Raw genomic sequence first — 16539 nt, forward strand, 5'->3', positions numbered from 1 at the left:
AAGGGGTGACCGGACAGGCGTCAGGCCACAGCGCGCAGCAAGGGGTTGTGCGTGCGCAGCAGCCCAAACAGGTTCTTGGGGTCTGACAGCTGGGGGATGAGTTCGATGGGTTGGCCCATGCCCAGCTCGGCGGCTGTATCGCGCAAGAAGCGCAGCGCAGAAAAGTCCTCCAGCGCAAAGCCTACGGAGTCAAACACCGTTATTGCGGCATCGCTGGCCCGGCCGGTGTGTTGGCCTGCCAGCACTTCCCACAGCTCGGTCACCCCAAAGTCGGCAGGCAGCTGCTGGATGTCGCCTTCGATGCGCGTCTGCGGCGCGTATTCCACAAACACCTGGGCCTGGCGCAGAACGTCGGCATGCAGCTCGGTCTTGCCAGGGCAGTCGCCGCCCACGGCGTTGATGTGCATGCCGGGCGCCAGCATGCCGGGCGTGAGGATGGTGGCGTTGGTCTTGTCGGCCGTCACCGTGGTCACGACGTCGGCGCCGCGCACGGCCTCGGCCGTGCTGTTGCAGGCCACGGTGCGCAGGCCTGTGCCTTGCAGGTTGGCCTGCAGCTTGGCGGTGGCGGCCGGGTCGGTATCAAACAGCCGCAGCGTGGTGATGCCCAGCAGGTGGTGGAAGGCCAGTGCCTGGAACTCGCTTTGGGCGCCGTTGCCGATCAGCGCCATGGTGCGGCTGCCAGGCCGCGCCAGGGCGTGGGCGGCCACGGCCGACATGGCGGCGGTGCGCAGGGCGGTGGTGAGCGTGAGTTCGCTCAGCAGCAGCGGCGCGCCCGTGGCCACATCGGCAAGCACGCCAAACGCCATCACCGTAGGCAGGCCCCAGCGCGTGTTCTTGGGGTGGCCGTTGACGTACTTGAACGCATAGGTCTGGTCATCGGCAATGGGCATGAGTTCGATCACGCCGTCGCGCGAGTGGCTGGCCACACGTGCGGATTTGTCGAACGCGCCCCAGCGCAGAAAGTCGGCCAGGATGTAGTCGGCAATGCCGCGCAGGCAGGCCTCGACGCCTTTGCGCTGCACCATGTCGATGACATCGGTGGCACTGAGGTAGCGGGTGGAAAAAGGATGGTGTGAGGGCATGGCGCTTGTCTCCGAATGGGAATGGATACGGCTCCAAGCAGTGTCCCGAAGCGCCAAAACAATGGGAATCGCCCAATCTGCTGCATATTGCTGGGCTGTTTGCCGGTATGGCATCACAAATTGCCACTTTGTTCAAAACCCCCAGAGCACCTTCTGGCAGCGCCAGCGCGCTATCCTCGGCGGCATCCTCCGTCCAGCACCATGACGCAACCCCAAGTCCTCATCAGCGAAGTCGGCCCGCGCGATGGCCTGCAGTCCGTCAAAGCCACCATGCCCACGGCCGACAAGCTGCGCTGGATCGACGCCCTGGTGGCGGCCGGCCTGCGTGAGATCGAAGTCGGCTCGTTCGTGCCCGCCCGCCTGCTGCCCCAGATGGCCGATGTGGCCGAAGTGGTGCGGCACGCGCTCACCCACCCTGGCATCACCGTGATGGCCCTGGCGCCCAACCTGCGCGGCGCCGAGGCGGCGCTGGCAGCAGGGGTGCACAAGGTCACCCTGCCGGTGTCGGCCAGTGCTGCCCATTCGCTGGCCAATGTGCGCAAGACACGCGAGGCCATGGTCGAGGAGGTGCGCGCCGTGGCACAGCTGCGTAACGCGCAGGCGCCCGGCGTGCTGGTGGAGGTCGGGTTGTCCACCGCCTTTGGTTGCACGCTGCAGGGCGAGGTGCCCGAGGACGATGTGATCTGGCTCGCAGGCCTGTGCGCTGAGGCCGGGGCCGACGAGGTGGGCCTGTCGGACACCACCGGCATGGCCAACCCGGCGCAGGTGCGCCGCCTGTTCACGCGCCTGCGCGCCGAGCTGGGCGCGAAGGCCGGGGCGGCCCACATGCACAACACCCGCGGCCTGGGTCTGGCCAATTGCCTGGCGGCCTACGACGTGGGGGTGCGCACCTTTGATGCGTCGCTGGGCGGCCTGGGCGGCTGCCCCTATGCGCCAGGCGCGTCGGGCAACGTGGTGACGGAAGACCTGGTGTTCATGTTCGAAGCCATGGGCATTGCCACGGGGGTGGACCTGGAGCGCCTGATGGCCGCCCGCGTGCCGCTGCAGGCGGGGCTGCCCGGAGAGCCGGTCTACGGCATGACGCCGGAAGCGGGACTGCCCAAGGGGTGGGTTCAGCGTTAGGCACCTTTGCCCCCAAAGCAAAAGGCGACCGAAGTCGCCTTTTGCTTTGGGGTACCGCCGTATCAGCTCAGCGAGGTGATCAGGTCCACATATTGTTGCTTGGCCTCGTCGGCACCCGTGCCCTTGAGCTTTTCCCAGGCGTCCCACTTGGCACGGCCCACCATGTCGGAGAAGCTGGGCTTCTTCTCGGTGTTGTCGCCGGCGGTGGCTTGCTTGTACAGCGCGTAGATCTTGAGCAGCGTGGCGTTGTCGGGACGCTCGCTCAGGTTCTTGGAATTGGCCACGGCGGCTTCGAAGGTGGCATTGAGGTCGGCCATGTCGGTGTGCTCCTTGGGATGTGTGGGGGAGGGAAAGAACGGTGTCGGCAAGGGTTTGCTGCGTTGTATCTTACGGGCTGAGCACGGCCCGGGGCCGCTCAATCCATAGAGGCAAGCCCCCAAAAATCAAACAATAGGTGTACATCTGATGGTGACCCGCATTCCAGCCCCCCGCAAAGCCGCCCCCGGCCGCAGCACGAGCCCCCTGCGCACCATGCGCGACCAGGCGCCTGAGGTGGCACGCAAGGCCGCCCAGGCCCTGCCCCCCGCAGCCCGCAAGGCCGCCACCGTGGTGCAGAAGAACGTGCGCCGCGCGGCCACTGGCATGCTGGGCCTGTCGGGCGAACGCATGAGCAAGGTCGATACCGCCTGGCTGCGCATGGATTCGCACAGCAACCTGATGATGATCAACGGCGTGTGGACCCTGTCACCCGGCATCACCTGGGAGGCCTTGTGCGAACGCGTACAGCAGCGCCTGCTGCAGTACCCGCGCTTTCGCCAGCGGGTGGTGGAAGATGCCGCAGGCGCCACCTGGGTGGAGGACCGCAATTTCGACATCGCTGCGCATGTGCTGCGCGAAAAGCTGCCCCACCGCACAGGCCACAGCATGCAGCGCGCACTGCAGGACCGCGTGGGCGAACTCGCCATGCAGCCGCTCGATACACGCCGCCCGTTGTGGCAAATGCACCTGATCGAAGACTTTGTGGGTGATGACGGCGCGAAAGGCAGCGCGCTCATCGTGCGCATCCACCACTGCATTGCCGACGGCATTGCACTCATCTCGGTGACCATGTCGCTGGTGGACGGCGGCTCGGAGCCCCCCAAGCGCAAGGCGCGGGCAGACAAGGAAGCCGCCACCGCCGAGGACTGGATCGCCGACGCACTCATCAAGCCCTTCACCGGCCTCACCGTCAAGGCACTGGACCTGGCGGGCGACAGCGCCGCCAAGTCGTTGCAGATGCTGGGAGACCCGGAAAAGGCCATGCACCACGGGCTGACCGGCACCATGGACATGGCCCGCGTGGCCTACCAGCTCGTCAGCGATGCGGCGGCATTGGCGCTGATGCCTGACGACTCCCCCACGCGCCTGAAGGGCCAGCCCGGCAGCGCCAAGCGCGTGGCCTGGTGCCCGCCGATTCCGCTCGAAGAGGTCAAGGCCATCGGCAAGGCGCTCAACTGCTCCATCAACGATGTGCTGCTGTCGTGTGTGGCGGGCGCCATCGGCGGCTACCTGCGCAGCCAGGGCGACGACCCCACGGGCCAGGAGATCCGCGCGATGATCCCGGTGAATCTGCGCCCCATGGAAGAGGCCTGGAAGCTGGGCAACCGCTTTGGCCTGGTGCCGCTGGTGCTGCCGATTGGCGTGGCCAACCCAGTCGAGCGCGTGTACGAAGTGCGCAAGCGCATGAACGCGCTCAAGGGCAGCACCCAGCCCATCCTGGCGTTTGCCATGCTCGCCGTGGCAGGCCTGATGATCAAGCCCGCGCAGGACGCACTGCTCAACCTGTTTGGCCGCAAGACCACGGCGGTGATGACCAACGTGCCCGGCCCCAAGGAGCAGCTCACGCTGTGCGGCGCACGCGTCACGCAGTGCATGTTCTGGGTACCGCAGTCGGGTGACATCGGCCTGGGGGTCTCCATCCTCAGCTACGGCGGCGGCGTGCAGTTTGGCGTGATCACCGACACCACCCTGTGCCCCGAGCCGCAGCAGATCATTGATGCCTTTGCGCCCGAGTTCGACCAGCTGTCGCTGCTCACGCTGATGCTGCCGTGGGGCGACTGAACGCATCTGCGTTGCCAGAGCCACCACCCAGCGTGCGTCTGGGGTGGGTGGTGGCCTTGCTGCTGTCTGCGGGCGGGGCACACGCGGCCGTGGAGGAAGAAAGCACCCAGCGGCCCTACGTGGTGCGCGCCCAGCCCGGAGAGACACTGCGCGAGGCCCTGCATGCTGCAACCCCCATTTCGGTGGGTGGACAGCGCTTTCATGGCTACACCCGCTGGAACGTGCGCTGGACCTTCCGCTGGTGGCGCGAAGCCTCGGGCCGCTGTGCGATCACCGAAGTCAACACCCGGCTGCGCACCGAAGTGCAGCTGCCCGACCTGCAGGCCGCCAGCCCGTCGCAGCAGGCGGTTTTTGACCGCTATTTGCAGGCGCTGTCCCACCACGAGCAAGGCCATGTGCAGATCGGGCGCGACGCAGCGCAGGCCATTGACCAGGCCATCCGCCAGATGCCCGCAGCGTCCGACTGCGCCACGCTGGAGCGCGAAGCCAACGCCTTGGGCCACCGGCTGCTGCAGGACCACGTGGCGCGCGAGAAGCAGTACGACCAGCGCACCCGCCACGGTGCCACACAAGGCGCGCGACTGGACTGACCGCCCGGTCGACCACCAGGAGCGTTCCCATCTTTTCTATCGACCGACAGGCTCACCCCTTGCGCTGAGGAGGCGCCGCCACCAACGCATCCGTCAGGCGGGACACTGCGGCCACCACAGCGGCCACGGGTTCGCCCATCTGCGCACGCACGATGGCGCCCTCCACCACCAGGGTGAGCGCCTGCGCGTCCTGCGCACGGTGGGAAGGCGCTGGCAACAAGGCAGCCAGCAACGCCGTCATGTCGCGCTTGTGGCGCTGCGCAATCTCCAGCACCTCCGGCACGGTGTCTCCCAGCTCGCTCACGCTGTTGATGAAGGCACAGCCCCGAAAGTGCTTGCTGCCCAACCATTCCGCCAGGGCGGGCGCCAATGCTGGCGTGCGATCCGCCCCTGTGGGCAGCGCGTGCGCATGGCGCTGCAGCGCGTCGGCGAACCAGCCCATCCAGCCCGCATGCCGGTACTCCAGATACGCACAGATGAGCGCGTTCTTGCTCGGGAAATGCCGGTAGAAGGTCACCTTGGTCACGCCAGACTCCGCAATCACCCGGTCGATGCCCGTGGCGCGGATGCCATCCCGGTAGAACAGCGCGTGCGCCGTGTGCAGCAGGCGGTCTCGGGCGGGCAGGTCTTGCCAGCCAGGGGGGAGCGGATCAAAGGTCATTCGCTCATTGTAGACAAGTCTGTCTACATGGCTTTATGATGGCACGTAGACAGACCTGTCTACATCAACCCTTCACCGTCGAGGTTCCCATGGAAACACGCCCGCCTTTGCCCCCCTTTACCCAACACACCGCCGTCCAGAAAGTGCGCCTGGCCGAAGACGGCTGGAACTCGCGCGACCCTGCCCGCGTGGCCCTGGCCTACACCGAGGACACGCGCTGGCGCAACCGCGCCGAGTTCCCCGTGGGCCGCGAGGCCGCCCGGCAGCTGCTGGAGCGCAAGTGGGCACGCGAACTGGACTACCGCCTCATCAAGGAGCTGTGGGCGTTCAGCGGCCACCGCATCGCCGTGCGGTTTGCCTACGAATGGCATGACGACGCCGGCCAGTGGTACCGCAGCTATGGCAACGAGAACTGGGAGTTCAACGACGCAGGCCTGATGGCCGTGCGCCACGCCAGCATCAACGACCGCCCCATCCAGGCCGCAGACCGGCTGTTCTTCTGGCCGCTGGGGCGCCGGCCGGACGACCATCCGGGGCTGAGCGACCTGGGCCTTTAAGAATCGGCTGCCAGCCAAGGGGACGGCAAGCGCTCAGGCCTGCGGCGCCACCTGCGCCACCGCCAGTTCCCACAAGGACTCGGCCACTGGCGACATCTCGGCGCGCTGGCGGTACAGGCGGATCTGCACCGGCACGTTCCAGTCGGCGCCCCCGGCGGCCACCAGCGTGCCGGCGCGCAACTCGTCGGCAATCAGGCTTTCGGGCAGCCAGGCCACGCCCCGCCCTTCCTGGGCCAGGGTCTTGAGCAACACCGCGTGGTGCGCGGTGAACACCACCGCCACCGGGCCGTCAGCACCGTCAGCGAACACCCCGCGCATGCGGGCCCGCATGATGCGGCCCAGGCCCGACGCCTCGCTGTAGGCCAGCACGGGCACCGGGGCCTGCTGGCCCAGCGCATGCATCGGCTGGCCTGCTGCGCCGCCGGGCTGTGGCGCACTGACTGGCAGCAGCCGGTCGTCCGCCAGGCGGCACATGGGGTACTGCGCCTCGTCCAGGCGCCCCGGCACCTCGGCATGGCCATGGCACAGCACAAACTGCACACGCCGCTGGAGCATCAGGTCTTCGCAGGCCTGCGAGCTGTCGGACATGGTCTGGATGGGCCCCAGCCGCAGGCGCGCCTCCATGCCCACCAGCCAGCGCGGAAAGAACGTGAGCGAGAGCACGTGCGTGGCCGCAAAGCGCAGGCTGGCAGCCGCCAGGTCGTGTGCAGCACGGGCCTTGATGCGGGCAGCCTCCAGATTGGCCAGGATGGTTTCGAGCAGCGGCAGAAAGCGCTGGCCTGCCGCCGTGAGCGCCGCGGGATGGGCACTGCGGTCGAACAGCTCCACGCCCACCCAGTCCTCCAGCGCGCGGATATGGCGGCTGAAGGCGGGCTGGGCAATGGCGCGGGCCTCCGCCGCGCGCGAGAAATTGCCCGTCTCGGCCAGGGCGAGGAAATCCTCCAGCCATTCCAGGTCCAGGGGTCGGTTGCCGGGTCCCATGTGTCTCCGCGATGGATCGGTAGATAGTTGTATGCGATTCGAGTATTGGACCGCTGCAGCATGGCGCGGAATGATCCACCCCGTTGTTCACCAGCTTTTCCAACGGAGACAAGAAAGCATGCCTGCCATCTCGAATTATCGCGGGATCATCCCCGCCATCTCGTGCCCCTTCACCCCCGACCACCGCATCGACGAGCCCGCGCTGCGCAAGCTCGCCGCCTGGCTGGCGGGCCACGAGGGCGTGGTGGCCGTCATGACCAACGGCCACACCGGCGAGGTGTTCTCCCTCACACCGGCTGAACGCGCCGAGGTCACCCGCATCGTGGCCGACGAACTCAAGGGGCGCATGCCTGTCATTTCGTCCATCGTCTGCGAAGGCCTGGCCGACGCGGCCGACCATGCCCGAGCTGCCGTCGAGGCTGGTGCCGTGGCGCTGGACGTGATGCCCCCGCACCACTGGCTGCGCTTTGGCTTCACGCCCGGCCATGCACTGCAGTACTTCGAGGCCATCCACAAGGCGGCGCCCAACGCCGATCTGGTCTGCCACGTCTACCCGGCCTGGACGCGTGCCTCGTACTCGTCGCAGCTGCTGGCCGACCTGGCCCGGTTGCCCTACCTGCAGGCCTTCAAGGTGGGCCAGCGCGACATGAACAAGTACGCCCGCGACATCCAGGCGATCCGCGAGGCCGACGCGTCCAAGGCCATCCTGACCTGCCACGACGAGTACCTGCTGGCCTCGATGGTGCAGGGCGTGGACGGCGCGCTGGTGGGTTTTGCGACCTTCATCCCCCAGCTCATCATCGATCTGTGGAATGCGGTGAAGGCCGGCGACTTGAAGAAAGCCATGGCGGTGCAGGCTGTCATCACGCCCCTGAAAGACGCGGTGTATGGCGGCGGCGAGCCCACTGGCGAGGCCCACGCCCGCATGAAGGGTGGCATGTACCTGGCAGGCGTGATCGACGACGCCACCGTGCGCCCACCGACCGAGGCGCCCAACGCCAAGGAAGTCGAAGCGCTGCGCGCTGCAGTGAAGCAGGCCGACCTGCTAAAGCGCTGAGCGGTCCCTGCGAGGCTCGGGGGATTTTGAGTCCCCCGCGCCTCATTGCACACAAGAAAACCGACAAGGAGACAAGACACCATGCAACGCCACCTTTTCATCCGCGCCGCCCTGGGTGTAGCCACGCTCGCGATGGCGGCCAGCAGCTTTGCGCAGGCTTACCCCACCAAGCCCATCCGGATGGTCATCCCCTTTCCGCCAGGCGGCACGCTCGACACCGTGGGCCGCATGCTCGCGCAAAAGCTGAGCGACCAGATGGGCCAGAACTTCATCGTCGAGAACAAGGCGGGCGGCAATGGCGTGATTGGCGGCGACGTGGTGGCCAAGGCCCCGGCCGACGGCTACACGCTGCTGTTCAACGCATCCACCTTCACCACGGCGCCCATGACCATGAAGTCCGTTCCCTACGGCGTGGTCAAGGACTTCACGCCCGTGGCACTGGTGGCCAAGGCCCCGTTGTCGGTGGCCATCAACAAGAACCTGCCGGTCACCGACATCAAGTCGCTGATGGCCTACGCCAAAGCCAACCCCGGCAAGATGACCTTCGCCGTGGGCTCCATCGGGTCGGCCGGGCACCTCTCGACCGAACTGCTCAAGCGCGCAGGCAACCTCGACTACCTGATCGTGCCCTACAAGGGCACGGCGCCTGCGTTCCAGGACCTGATCGGCGGGCAGATCGACGGGTTCATCGACCCCATCCTGGGGTCTCTGCAGTACCACAAGAGCGGCATGCTGCGCGTGGTGGCCGTGACCTCGGCCCAGCGCGCAGCGAGCTTGCCCGACGTGCCCACGGTGGGCGAGACGATTCCGGGCTACGAGTTCTACAGCTGGTATGGCCTGTGGGGACCGGCCAAGCTGCCGGCGGACATCACCCAGCGGCTGAACACCGAGGTGAACAAGGCCCTGGCCGAGATGACGCCCAAGCTCAAGGAGCAAGGGCTGCTGACCACACCGGGCAGCGTGGAGGATTTTGCGAAGTTCCAGCGCAGCGACATGGAGCGCTCGCAGAAGATCGTCACCGAAGGGAACATCCGTGTCGAGTAATGCCCGCCACGCCATCGTCACTGGCAGCAGCAGCGGCATAGGCCGCAGCATCGCCGAGTCGCTGCTGGCCGGCGGCTGGCGCGTGACGGGCCTGGATGTGGCCCAGGCGACGGTCGTTCACCCCTCGTTCACCCATACACCGGTCAACCTGGCCGATGGTGCCGACATCGCCCGCGTGGCCGCTGCACTGCCCGGCGTAGACGCGCTGGTCCATGCGGCCGGCGTGCTGCGCGTGGGGCCGCTGGGCCAACTCGACCATGCGGGCGGCGAGCTGATGTGGCGCCTGCATGTGGATGCCGCCACCCGGCTGGCCGATGCCATCGTGCCCGGCATGGCCCAGCGCGGTCAGGGGCGCGTGGTGTTCATTGGCAGCCGCGTGGCGCAGGGCATGGCCGGGCGCGGGCAGTACGCCGCGACCAAGGCCGCGCTGATTGCACAGGCACGCAGCTGGGCGGCAGAGGTGGCCGCGCAGGGCGTGACGGTGAATGTCGTCTCGCCCGCAGCCACCGCCACCGGCATGCTGAACGACCCCGCCCGCCAGGGCAGTGCACCGCGCCTGCCGCCCATCGGCCGCCTGATCGAGCCTGCCGAGATTGCCGCACTGGTGGGCTTTCTTCTGTCTGAATCTGCCGCCGCCATCACGGGGCAGGACATCGCGATCTGCGGGGGCTCTTCGCTCGCCCGCTGATCTTTCCTTTTGATCCCGCACCTTTCCCTCTTTGCCAACGAACGCGACCACCATGAAGATCGTCAACATCCTCGAATCGACCCGTCCCATCAAGTCGGACATCCGCAACGCCTACATCGACTTCTCGAAGATGACGCTGAGCCTCGTGGCCGTGGTCACCGACGTGATCCGCGATGGCAAGCCGGTGATCGGCTACGGCTTCAACTCCAACGGTCGTTACGGCCAGGGCGCGCTGATGCGCGACCGATTCATCCCCCGCGTGCTGGAGGCTGAGCCGGCCAGCCTGCTGGACGAGACGGGCGAGAACCTGGACCCGCACAAGGTATGGGCCCGCATGATGATCAACGAAAAACCCGGCGGCCACGGCGAGCGCTCGGTGGCGGTGGGCACCATCGACATGGCCGTGTGGGATGCCACGGCCAAGATTGCGGGCAAGCCGCTGTTCCAGCTGCTGGCCGAGCGCTATGGCAACGGCACGCCCAACCCGCGCGTGTTCGTCTACGCCGCTGGCGGCTACTACTACCCCGGCAAGGGCCTGGACGGCCTCAAGAAGGAAATGGAAAGCTACCTGGCGCGCGGCTATTCGGTGGTCAAGATGAAGATCGGCGGCGCCACGCTGGCCGAAGACTGCGAGCGCATCGAGTCGGTGCTCAAGATCCTGGGCCCGGGCCAGCAACTGGCAGTGGACGCCAACGGCCGCTTCGACCTGAAGACCGCCATCGAGTACGGCAAGGCCCTGTCGCAATACCCGCTGTTCTGGTACGAAGAAGCGGGCGACCCGCTGGACTACGAGCTGCAGGCGAAGCTGGGCGAGGTTTACAAGGGCCCCATGGCCACGGGCGAGAACCTGTTCTCGATGCAGGACGCGCGCAACCTGATCCGCCATGGCGGCATGCACAAAGACCGCGACTGGCTGCAGTTTGACTGCGCGCTGAGCTACGGTCTGGTGGAGTACCTGCGCACGCTCGACATGCTCAAGGAATACGGCTGGTCTCCCAGCCGCTGCATTCCACACGGGGGCCACCAGATGTCGCTGGCGATCGCGGCAGGCCTGGGCCTGGGCGGCAACGAGAGCTACCCCGATCTGTTCCAGCCCTACGGTGGCTTCCCCGATGGCGTGAAGGTCGAGAACGGCTACGTGACGCTGCCGCCGCTGCCGGGCATCGGCTTCGAAGGCAAGTCGGACCTGATCGCAGAGATGCGCGCGCTGGCGTCCTGACGACTGGACACACAAAAAAGGCACGCCCAGGGGCGTGCCTTTTTGCATCCAGCACCGCGTTCAGGTCGCAGAACAGGTAAAGCTCTCGGCCTTGGCCGGATCGCCCGTGCCGTTGTAGCGCGGGAACTTGGGGTACTCGCACACCGGGCGCTGGGCCACGGGGGTGCTGGTGCCGGGGGCGAACTTCGTGGCGACCAGCTTGTCAGGCGCCGCGCCCTTTTCCACCCAGGCGTCCATGGCGGCGAGCAGGTCGATGGAGCGCGGCTCGGTGCCCGCGCCGTCCAGGTCATGCCCGTTGGAGGGCGAGGTGACCATGCGCGCAAAGCCCTGCACCTTGCTGGCGCCCAGGCGCTGCTTGACCGTGTCGAAATAGTCTGCCGTGCGGTACAGCGACACGCAGGTGTCACCCAGGCCGTACCAGATCAGCAGCTTGCCGCCGTTGTCGGCAAAGGCGGAGATGTCGGGGTCCGTGCCATCGATCATCTCGGCCAGCCGCGCGTACTGCGCCTGGTACTGCGTGGGGTCGTGGCTCAGGATGTTGGCGTTGGGGTTGCCCTCCACCAGGCGCGCGGCCTCCGTCACGGCCATGTGGTTGAACGAATCGGGCGCGTCAAAGCTGGTTCCGAACATGTACGACTGCCAGTCCGACGTGGACGCCCCGCCCCGGCCATAGCGCGGGTAGCCCACGGCACCGCGCGACAGGGTCACGGGTGTCTTGTGGTCGCTGTAGATGAGGCGGATGGATTCGATCTGGCCGGCCGTGAGGCAGCTGTCGTTGTCCGCACCCTGGCACAGCAGCTCAGTGGGCACGTAGTTGCACGCCTCGATGTTGCCGATGATGCCGTCCTTCAGGCCATCGAGGCCATCACACGCCGCCACCTCGGCCTTGGCATACAGCGCGATCTTGGCGGGGCTCATCCAGTTGTCGCGGCTCTTGAAGATGTGGCGCAGCACCGTGGGCCCCAGGTTGACCTGGTGCGCCTGCTGGCTGATGGCGGGCTCCATGGCCACCACGCCGTCGTAGTCCTTGGGGTACTTCTGCGTGGAGATGAGCCCCGACCGACCGCCGTTGGAATGGCCCATGTGGTAGCGCCGCACGGGGCGCTTGCCATAGAACTCGGTGGCGATCGTGGTGCCCACCTCCAGCACGAAATGGTTGGCGTCGAACGCGTGGTTGCGCAGCGCCACGTCGCTCTTGCCCCAGGCAAAGCCGCGGATCTGGTGGCCGGAGTCGGAGCTGATCTTCACGTACGGGTTGGCCGACGGGCCCACCAGCTGCTGGTACCACGGGTCGTCGGTGGGGATGAAGCCGTCAAAGCCGCCACCACCAATGGTCAGCGTCTTGCCGTTCCATTGGGTCAGCGTGGGCAGCTCCACCGCCCAGTTGATGGTGGACTCGGGCGACGAGACGATCTGCCCGCGCACGATGCACACGTCGGGCAACGTGCCCTCGGCCTTGCGCAGCTCGGTACGAGTGACCTTGGCGCCATGGGGCAAGGCGGTGGATGCGTAGGCGGCGCAGGCCTCAGCCAGGGGCTTGCTGGCCAGCGGGGGGTTGGCGTCGCTGCCGCCGCCGCAGGCGGTCAGGGCCAGGGCTGCCACAGCACCCAGGGTGCAGACAGCGGTCCATCGCCCTGCGCGTGCCAGGGAGTGAGGGTGGCGCCGGGGCGCCACGGCGGAGGGGTGGGGGTTCGGGAACATGCAAGGGTCTCCTGTTATGGCGGTTCTTCAGGAGCCCAGGCCGGGCGGCGGTCTGGCCCGCACCGGTGTCTGGACTCCGGTGCGGACGATAGGAAAAGGCGGCGCGGTTGCAGCCTCTGCAAATGCAGAGGGAGCGGGAAACTACCGAGCCCTGCAAACCCGCGCGGCCCCCCCCGCAGCCGCTCGCTACTGGTGGCGCAGCGCGGCCACCAGCTCCAGCTTGTTGCTCACGCTCAGCGCGGCATAGGCCGTGCGCAGGTAGGTGCGCACCGTGGCGGGCGTGAGGCCCAGCGTGGCCGCAATGTCCTTGTGCGAGCGGCCCTGGGCGTACAGCATGGCGGCGCTCAGCTCGCGCGGTGCCAGGGCTTGCTTGTGCTGGCGCGACGCCAGGCTCACGGCCACCAGTGGCCCGCAGGGCTCCAAGCGCAGGCGGCAGGCCTTGCCCACCGACAGGGTGCAGGGCGCGCCCGCCAGCGCCTGCGCCACCACCGGCGGCAGGTGGGTGCCGTGCCAGCCGGGGCTGGCTTCGCCCAACGCCCGGCTGATGCGCAGCCCGGCAAACAGCAGTTCGCCCGACGGCCGGGCCAGGGCAAAGCTGTCCCAGGGGCGGCCGGGCGTGTCGCTTTGCAGGCGCTGCAGACGGTGGTGCCATTGCTGCAGCAGGTGCAGGACGAATTCGCCGAACAGCACGGTCTCTCCGTCCGAGAATTCCGGCCGCGTTGGCGGGCGGTAGATGGAGACAAAAAACATGAGCCCGCTGTGGGGCAGCTCGGCCGTGAGGGCCATGCAGTGGTACAGGCCGTGGCGCTGGCTGAAGGCGGCCACCTCCGGGTGCTCGGGTAACGGGCCCACCACGTCACGCTCACGGATCACCACCCCCAGCTGCTGCATGGACTGAAGCCCAAACAGGTCCACCGCCGCCAGCGCATTCCACTCCTCGGCAAAGCTGCGGCTCAGGCCAATGCTGCCGTGCAGCCAGTTGCGGGGTGCCACCTGCACATCGCCCGCCGAGACCTCGCCCCACCAGGCGGAATCAAAAGGCACCAGCCCCTGCAAGGTCTGCATGGCCTGGTGCAGCAAGTCCTGCGGGGCCACCTGCTGGGCTTGCTCCGACAGCCGGAGCAGGCTGCGGCTCAGCGCGCGCAGAGGGTCAGAGGCCATGGTGTCTCCTGGTTTTTGGGGCGATGGTAGCCGCCCCACGGTGGCAACCCCAACGCTCCTGAACCCGTACTACCCGCCAAACCCCTGCGCACACACTACTATATTGATAGCATCTCAGGCATATAGCACTAGCGCCTGAGGCCTATGGAACACAAAATCAGGCCGTCAACCCGTTCACCGCCTGGAACATCGACTGCCGTGCCTGGCTGATGATCTGGCCCTTCCACACGTCCGTGTCGGTGTAGAAGGCCGCCAGCATTTGCGCCTTGATCTGGGCAGCCTCGTCAGCCGGAGTTTCGGGGTGCAGTTGGAGCCATTGCTCGGCACGGATGGCGTTCATCACGTCGAGCACGGGCACGGTGCCGTACTCCATGGCAATGCCGGTGTATTCGGCATGGGGGCACTCGTCGTAGATCGAGGTCCACATCAGGCCGGTGAGGAAGGCCGAGGTGGACGAGCCGTCGTAGATCGACGTGACCGGCGTGGCGCCGCCGCCGTCCCACCAGGCGCGCGCCCGGGCCACGGCCACGGCGTTGTCATTGCCCGCGTAGATGCGCTCGCCATGGCCGCTGGGGCCCAGGCCCGTGTGCAGGTCGATCCAGGCGATCTTCGACGCGGCCGCACCGTGCTGGCGCAGCACCTGGCGCAGCGTGCGGTTGCTCCAGGTGGGCTCGGTGCCGCCAAAGAACACGCCCTGCGGAAACTCGTGCTGGCCTTGCGAGATGGCGGCCTGCCACGCGGCCTCGCCCTTGGTGGCGATGTACTCCGCCACCGCTGCCTGGTTCTCAGGGCCGGGTGGCCACTGCTCGGGCAGCAGCAGGGGCTGCACCTCGCGGTAGGCCGTGTTCACAGGCAGGGGCTTGCTGAAGTCCTGGAAGTTGCGGTTCAGGTCCACGTTCTCGTGTGTGAAGCGGCGCACGTGCGAGAAGCCATACGGGTTGAGCGCGTGGATGTAGAGCGTGGCCACACCGGCATCGCGCGCCTTGGCGCGCCACTCGGCATCGTGCAGCGCAAACACCTGCACGCCGCTGCCGCAGTAGCCCTCGACGCCATGGCAGGCGCTGCTCACGATGAGCAGCTTTTTGGCATCGGCCGGGCCGTCGCGCACCACGTCCATGGCCAGGTCTTCGCCATCGCGGCCCTTGAGCGGGTGGGCGTGCGATTCGATGGACAGGCCGGCAGCTGCGGCGGCCTCCAGAAACTTTGTGCGCGCCTGGGCGTAGCTGGGCGAGAAGGCTTCAACGATTCCGGTCATGGGCAGGGCTTTCAGGAGTCAGTGGGAAGACAAAAAGAAAACCCGGGCACGCGCGCTGCGCACGCCCGGGTGGAGGAGGATCAACGGCGCGCCAAGCTGCTTCAGGCCACTTTGGCGGGCTGGGCCAGCCATTCCTCGGCCAGCTTGACCCAGTAGGTCGCGCCCAGCGGGATCAGGTCGTCGTTGAAGTCGTAGCTGGGGTTGTGCAGCATGCAGGGTCCGCCGCCGTGGCCCATCTCGCGGTGGGCGCCGTCGCCGTTGGCAATGAAGCAGTACGCACCGGGCTTGGCCTGCAGCATGTAGGCAAAGTCTTCAGCGCCCATGGTAGGCTCCTGAACCACCACACGCTCTTCCCCCACGATGCCGGTCATGACCTTGCGGGCAAATTCGGCCTCGGCGGGCGAGTTGACGGTGGGCGGGTAGTTGCGCACGAACTCGAACTCGCAGGTGGCATCGTGCGCAGCGCAGTGGTTCTCGGCGATCTGGCGCATGCGCTTTTCAATGAGGTCCGTCACTTCGGTGGTGAAGGTGCGCACCGTGCCCTGCAGCTCGACGCTGTCGGGAATCACGTTGGTGGCCTCGCCCGCATGGATCATGGTGACCGAGATCACGCCGGCGTCCACGGGCTTCTTGTTGCGGCTGATGATGGTCTGGAAGGACTGCACCATGCCGCAGGCAATCGGCACCGGGTCGATGCCGGTGTGCGGCAGCGCCGCATGGCCGCCCTTGCCACGCAGGGTGATCTTGAACTCGCTGGTCGATGCCATCACCGGGCCGGGGCTCACGGCAAAGGTGCCCACCGGCATGCCCGGCCAGTTGTGCATGCCGTACACGGCTTCCATGGGGAACTGCTCGAACAGGCCGTCCTCGATCATCACGCGGGCCCCGCCGCCGCCCTCTTCGGCGGGCTGGAAGATCAGGTACACGGTGCCGTCAAAGTTGCGGTGCTTGGCAAAGTGCTGGGCCGCCGCCAGCAGCATGGCCACATGGCCGTCGTGGCCGCAGGCGTGCATCTTGCCCTGGTGTTTGCTGGCGTGGGCGAAGGTGTTGAACTCCTGCATGGGCAGTGCGTCCATGTCGGCGCGCAGGCCAATCGCGCGGCCACTGGCGCCACCGTCGCGCCCCTTGACGATGCCCACCACGCCCGTCTTGCCCATACCCCGGTGGATGGGAATGCCCCACTCGGTGAGCTTTTGCGCCACCACGTCGGCGGTGCGCACCTCTTCGAAGCACAGCTCGGGGTGGGCGTGAATGTCCCGGCGCACCGCTGCAATACTGGCCGCCTGGGTGACGATGGAGTCAATAACGTTCATGATATGTG

General features: G+C 67.2%; 16 protein-coding genes. 8 read left to right on the forward strand and 8 right to left on the reverse strand.

Annotation, left to right across the window (positions count from 1 at the left end; all coding sequences use genetic code 11):
• Positions 1 to 20 precede the first annotated feature (20 nt).
• Positions 21 to 1082 (reverse strand): ornithine cyclodeaminase, encoded by a 1062-nt coding sequence (locus tag ACTJKQ_RS02375; protein ID WP_440595881.1) that lies wholly within the window; start codon positions 1080 to 1082, stop codon positions 21 to 23.
• A 201-nt stretch (positions 1083 to 1283) separates the two neighbouring features.
• Here ACTJKQ_RS02375 and ACTJKQ_RS02380 point away from each other — a divergent pair, with 201 nt between their 5' ends.
• Complete coding sequence (locus ACTJKQ_RS02380; protein ID WP_440595882.1) at positions 1284 to 2204, forward strand: hydroxymethylglutaryl-CoA lyase; 921 nt, start codon at positions 1284 to 1286, stop codon at positions 2202 to 2204.
• Positions 2205 to 2266: 62 nt separating this feature from the next.
• Here ACTJKQ_RS02380 and ACTJKQ_RS02385 read toward each other — a convergent pair whose 3' ends face one another.
• Positions 2267 to 2521: an acyl-CoA-binding protein gene (locus ACTJKQ_RS02385; protein WP_055397012.1), complete on the reverse strand. Its 255-nt coding sequence runs from the start codon at positions 2519 to 2521 to the stop codon at positions 2267 to 2269.
• A 148-nt stretch (positions 2522 to 2669) separates the two neighbouring features.
• Between ACTJKQ_RS02385 and ACTJKQ_RS02390 the strand changes: the two genes are divergently transcribed.
• Complete coding sequence (locus ACTJKQ_RS02390; protein WP_099731426.1) at positions 2670 to 4304, forward strand: wax ester/triacylglycerol synthase family O-acyltransferase; 1635 nt, start codon at positions 2670 to 2672, stop codon at positions 4302 to 4304.
• Complete coding sequence (locus tag ACTJKQ_RS02395; protein ID WP_440595883.1) at positions 4292 to 4894, forward strand: DUF922 domain-containing Zn-dependent protease; 603 nt, start codon at positions 4292 to 4294, stop codon at positions 4892 to 4894. The genes ACTJKQ_RS02390 and ACTJKQ_RS02395 overlap by 13 nt, the downstream gene beginning before the upstream one ends.
• Positions 4895 to 4946: 52 nt before the next feature.
• Here the strand turns inward: ACTJKQ_RS02395 and ACTJKQ_RS02400 are convergent, their stop codons facing one another.
• Positions 4947 to 5555 (reverse strand): TetR/AcrR family transcriptional regulator, encoded by a 609-nt coding sequence (locus ACTJKQ_RS02400; RefSeq protein ID WP_440595884.1) that lies wholly within the window; start codon positions 5553 to 5555, stop codon positions 4947 to 4949.
• A gap of 89 nt (positions 5556 to 5644) precedes the next feature.
• Here ACTJKQ_RS02400 and ACTJKQ_RS02405 point away from each other — a divergent pair, with 89 nt between their 5' ends.
• Positions 5645 to 6112, forward strand: coding sequence for a nuclear transport factor 2 family protein (locus ACTJKQ_RS02405; protein WP_056059789.1), 468 nt, complete (start codon positions 5645 to 5647; stop codon positions 6110 to 6112).
• A 33-nt stretch (positions 6113 to 6145) separates the two neighbouring features.
• On the opposite strand, the gene ACTJKQ_RS02410 is transcribed toward ACTJKQ_RS02405, so the two are convergent.
• Positions 6146 to 7093 carry a LysR family transcriptional regulator gene (locus ACTJKQ_RS02410; RefSeq protein WP_260666059.1) on the reverse strand — a complete coding sequence of 316 codons (948 nt, stop codon included), beginning with the start codon at positions 7091 to 7093 and terminating at the stop codon, positions 6146 to 6148.
• 118 nt (positions 7094 to 7211) lie between these two features.
• Between ACTJKQ_RS02410 and ACTJKQ_RS02415 the strand changes: the two genes are divergently transcribed.
• The 4 genes from ACTJKQ_RS02415 (at position 7212) to ACTJKQ_RS02430 (ending at position 11101) form a co-directional block, all read left to right on the forward strand.
• Entirely contained in the window at positions 7212 to 8150 is a 939-nt protein-coding gene (locus ACTJKQ_RS02415; protein WP_260666058.1) for a dihydrodipicolinate synthase family protein, read from the forward strand.
• Positions 8151 to 8231: 81 nt separating this feature from the next.
• Positions 8232 to 9194, forward strand: coding sequence for a Bug family tripartite tricarboxylate transporter substrate binding protein (locus ACTJKQ_RS02420; protein ID WP_260666057.1), 963 nt, complete (start codon positions 8232 to 8234; stop codon positions 9192 to 9194).
• Positions 9184 to 9882, forward strand: coding sequence for an SDR family NAD(P)-dependent oxidoreductase (locus tag ACTJKQ_RS02425; protein ID WP_440595885.1), 699 nt, complete (start codon positions 9184 to 9186; stop codon positions 9880 to 9882). Before ACTJKQ_RS02420 ends, ACTJKQ_RS02425 begins: the two co-directional genes overlap by 11 nt.
• 52 nt (positions 9883 to 9934) lie before the next feature.
• Positions 9935 to 11101 (forward strand): mandelate racemase/muconate lactonizing enzyme family protein, encoded by a 1167-nt coding sequence (locus ACTJKQ_RS02430; RefSeq protein ID WP_440595886.1) that lies wholly within the window; start codon positions 9935 to 9937, stop codon positions 11099 to 11101.
• Between the two features lie 60 nt (positions 11102 to 11161).
• On the opposite strand, the gene ACTJKQ_RS02435 is transcribed toward ACTJKQ_RS02430, so the two are convergent.
• The 4 genes from ACTJKQ_RS02435 to ACTJKQ_RS02450 form a co-directional block, all read right to left on the reverse strand.
• Positions 11162 to 12802 (reverse strand): tannase/feruloyl esterase family alpha/beta hydrolase, encoded by a 1641-nt coding sequence (locus tag ACTJKQ_RS02435; protein ID WP_440595887.1) that lies wholly within the window; start codon positions 12800 to 12802, stop codon positions 11162 to 11164.
• A gap of 186 nt (positions 12803 to 12988) precedes the next feature.
• Positions 12989 to 13963: a response regulator transcription factor gene (locus ACTJKQ_RS02440; protein ID WP_440595888.1), complete on the reverse strand. Its 975-nt coding sequence runs from the start codon at positions 13961 to 13963 to the stop codon at positions 12989 to 12991.
• Positions 13964 to 14120: 157 nt separating this feature from the next.
• Positions 14121 to 15218, reverse strand: a complete 1098-nt coding sequence (locus ACTJKQ_RS02445) for a M14 family metallopeptidase (protein ID WP_440595889.1) — start codon at positions 15216 to 15218, stop codon at positions 14121 to 14123.
• Positions 15219 to 15319: 101 nt separating this feature from the next.
• On the reverse strand, positions 15320 to 16531 hold the full coding sequence (locus ACTJKQ_RS02450; RefSeq protein WP_056059802.1) for a M20 aminoacylase family protein: 1212 nt from the start codon (positions 16529 to 16531) through the stop codon (positions 15320 to 15322).
• Positions 16532 to 16539: the final 8 nt, after the last annotated feature.

Source organism: Acidovorax sp. 22279, assembly GCF_052045435.1.
In the GTDB taxonomy this organism is placed as follows: domain Bacteria; phylum Pseudomonadota; class Gammaproteobacteria; order Burkholderiales; family Burkholderiaceae_C; genus Acidovorax; species Acidovorax delafieldii.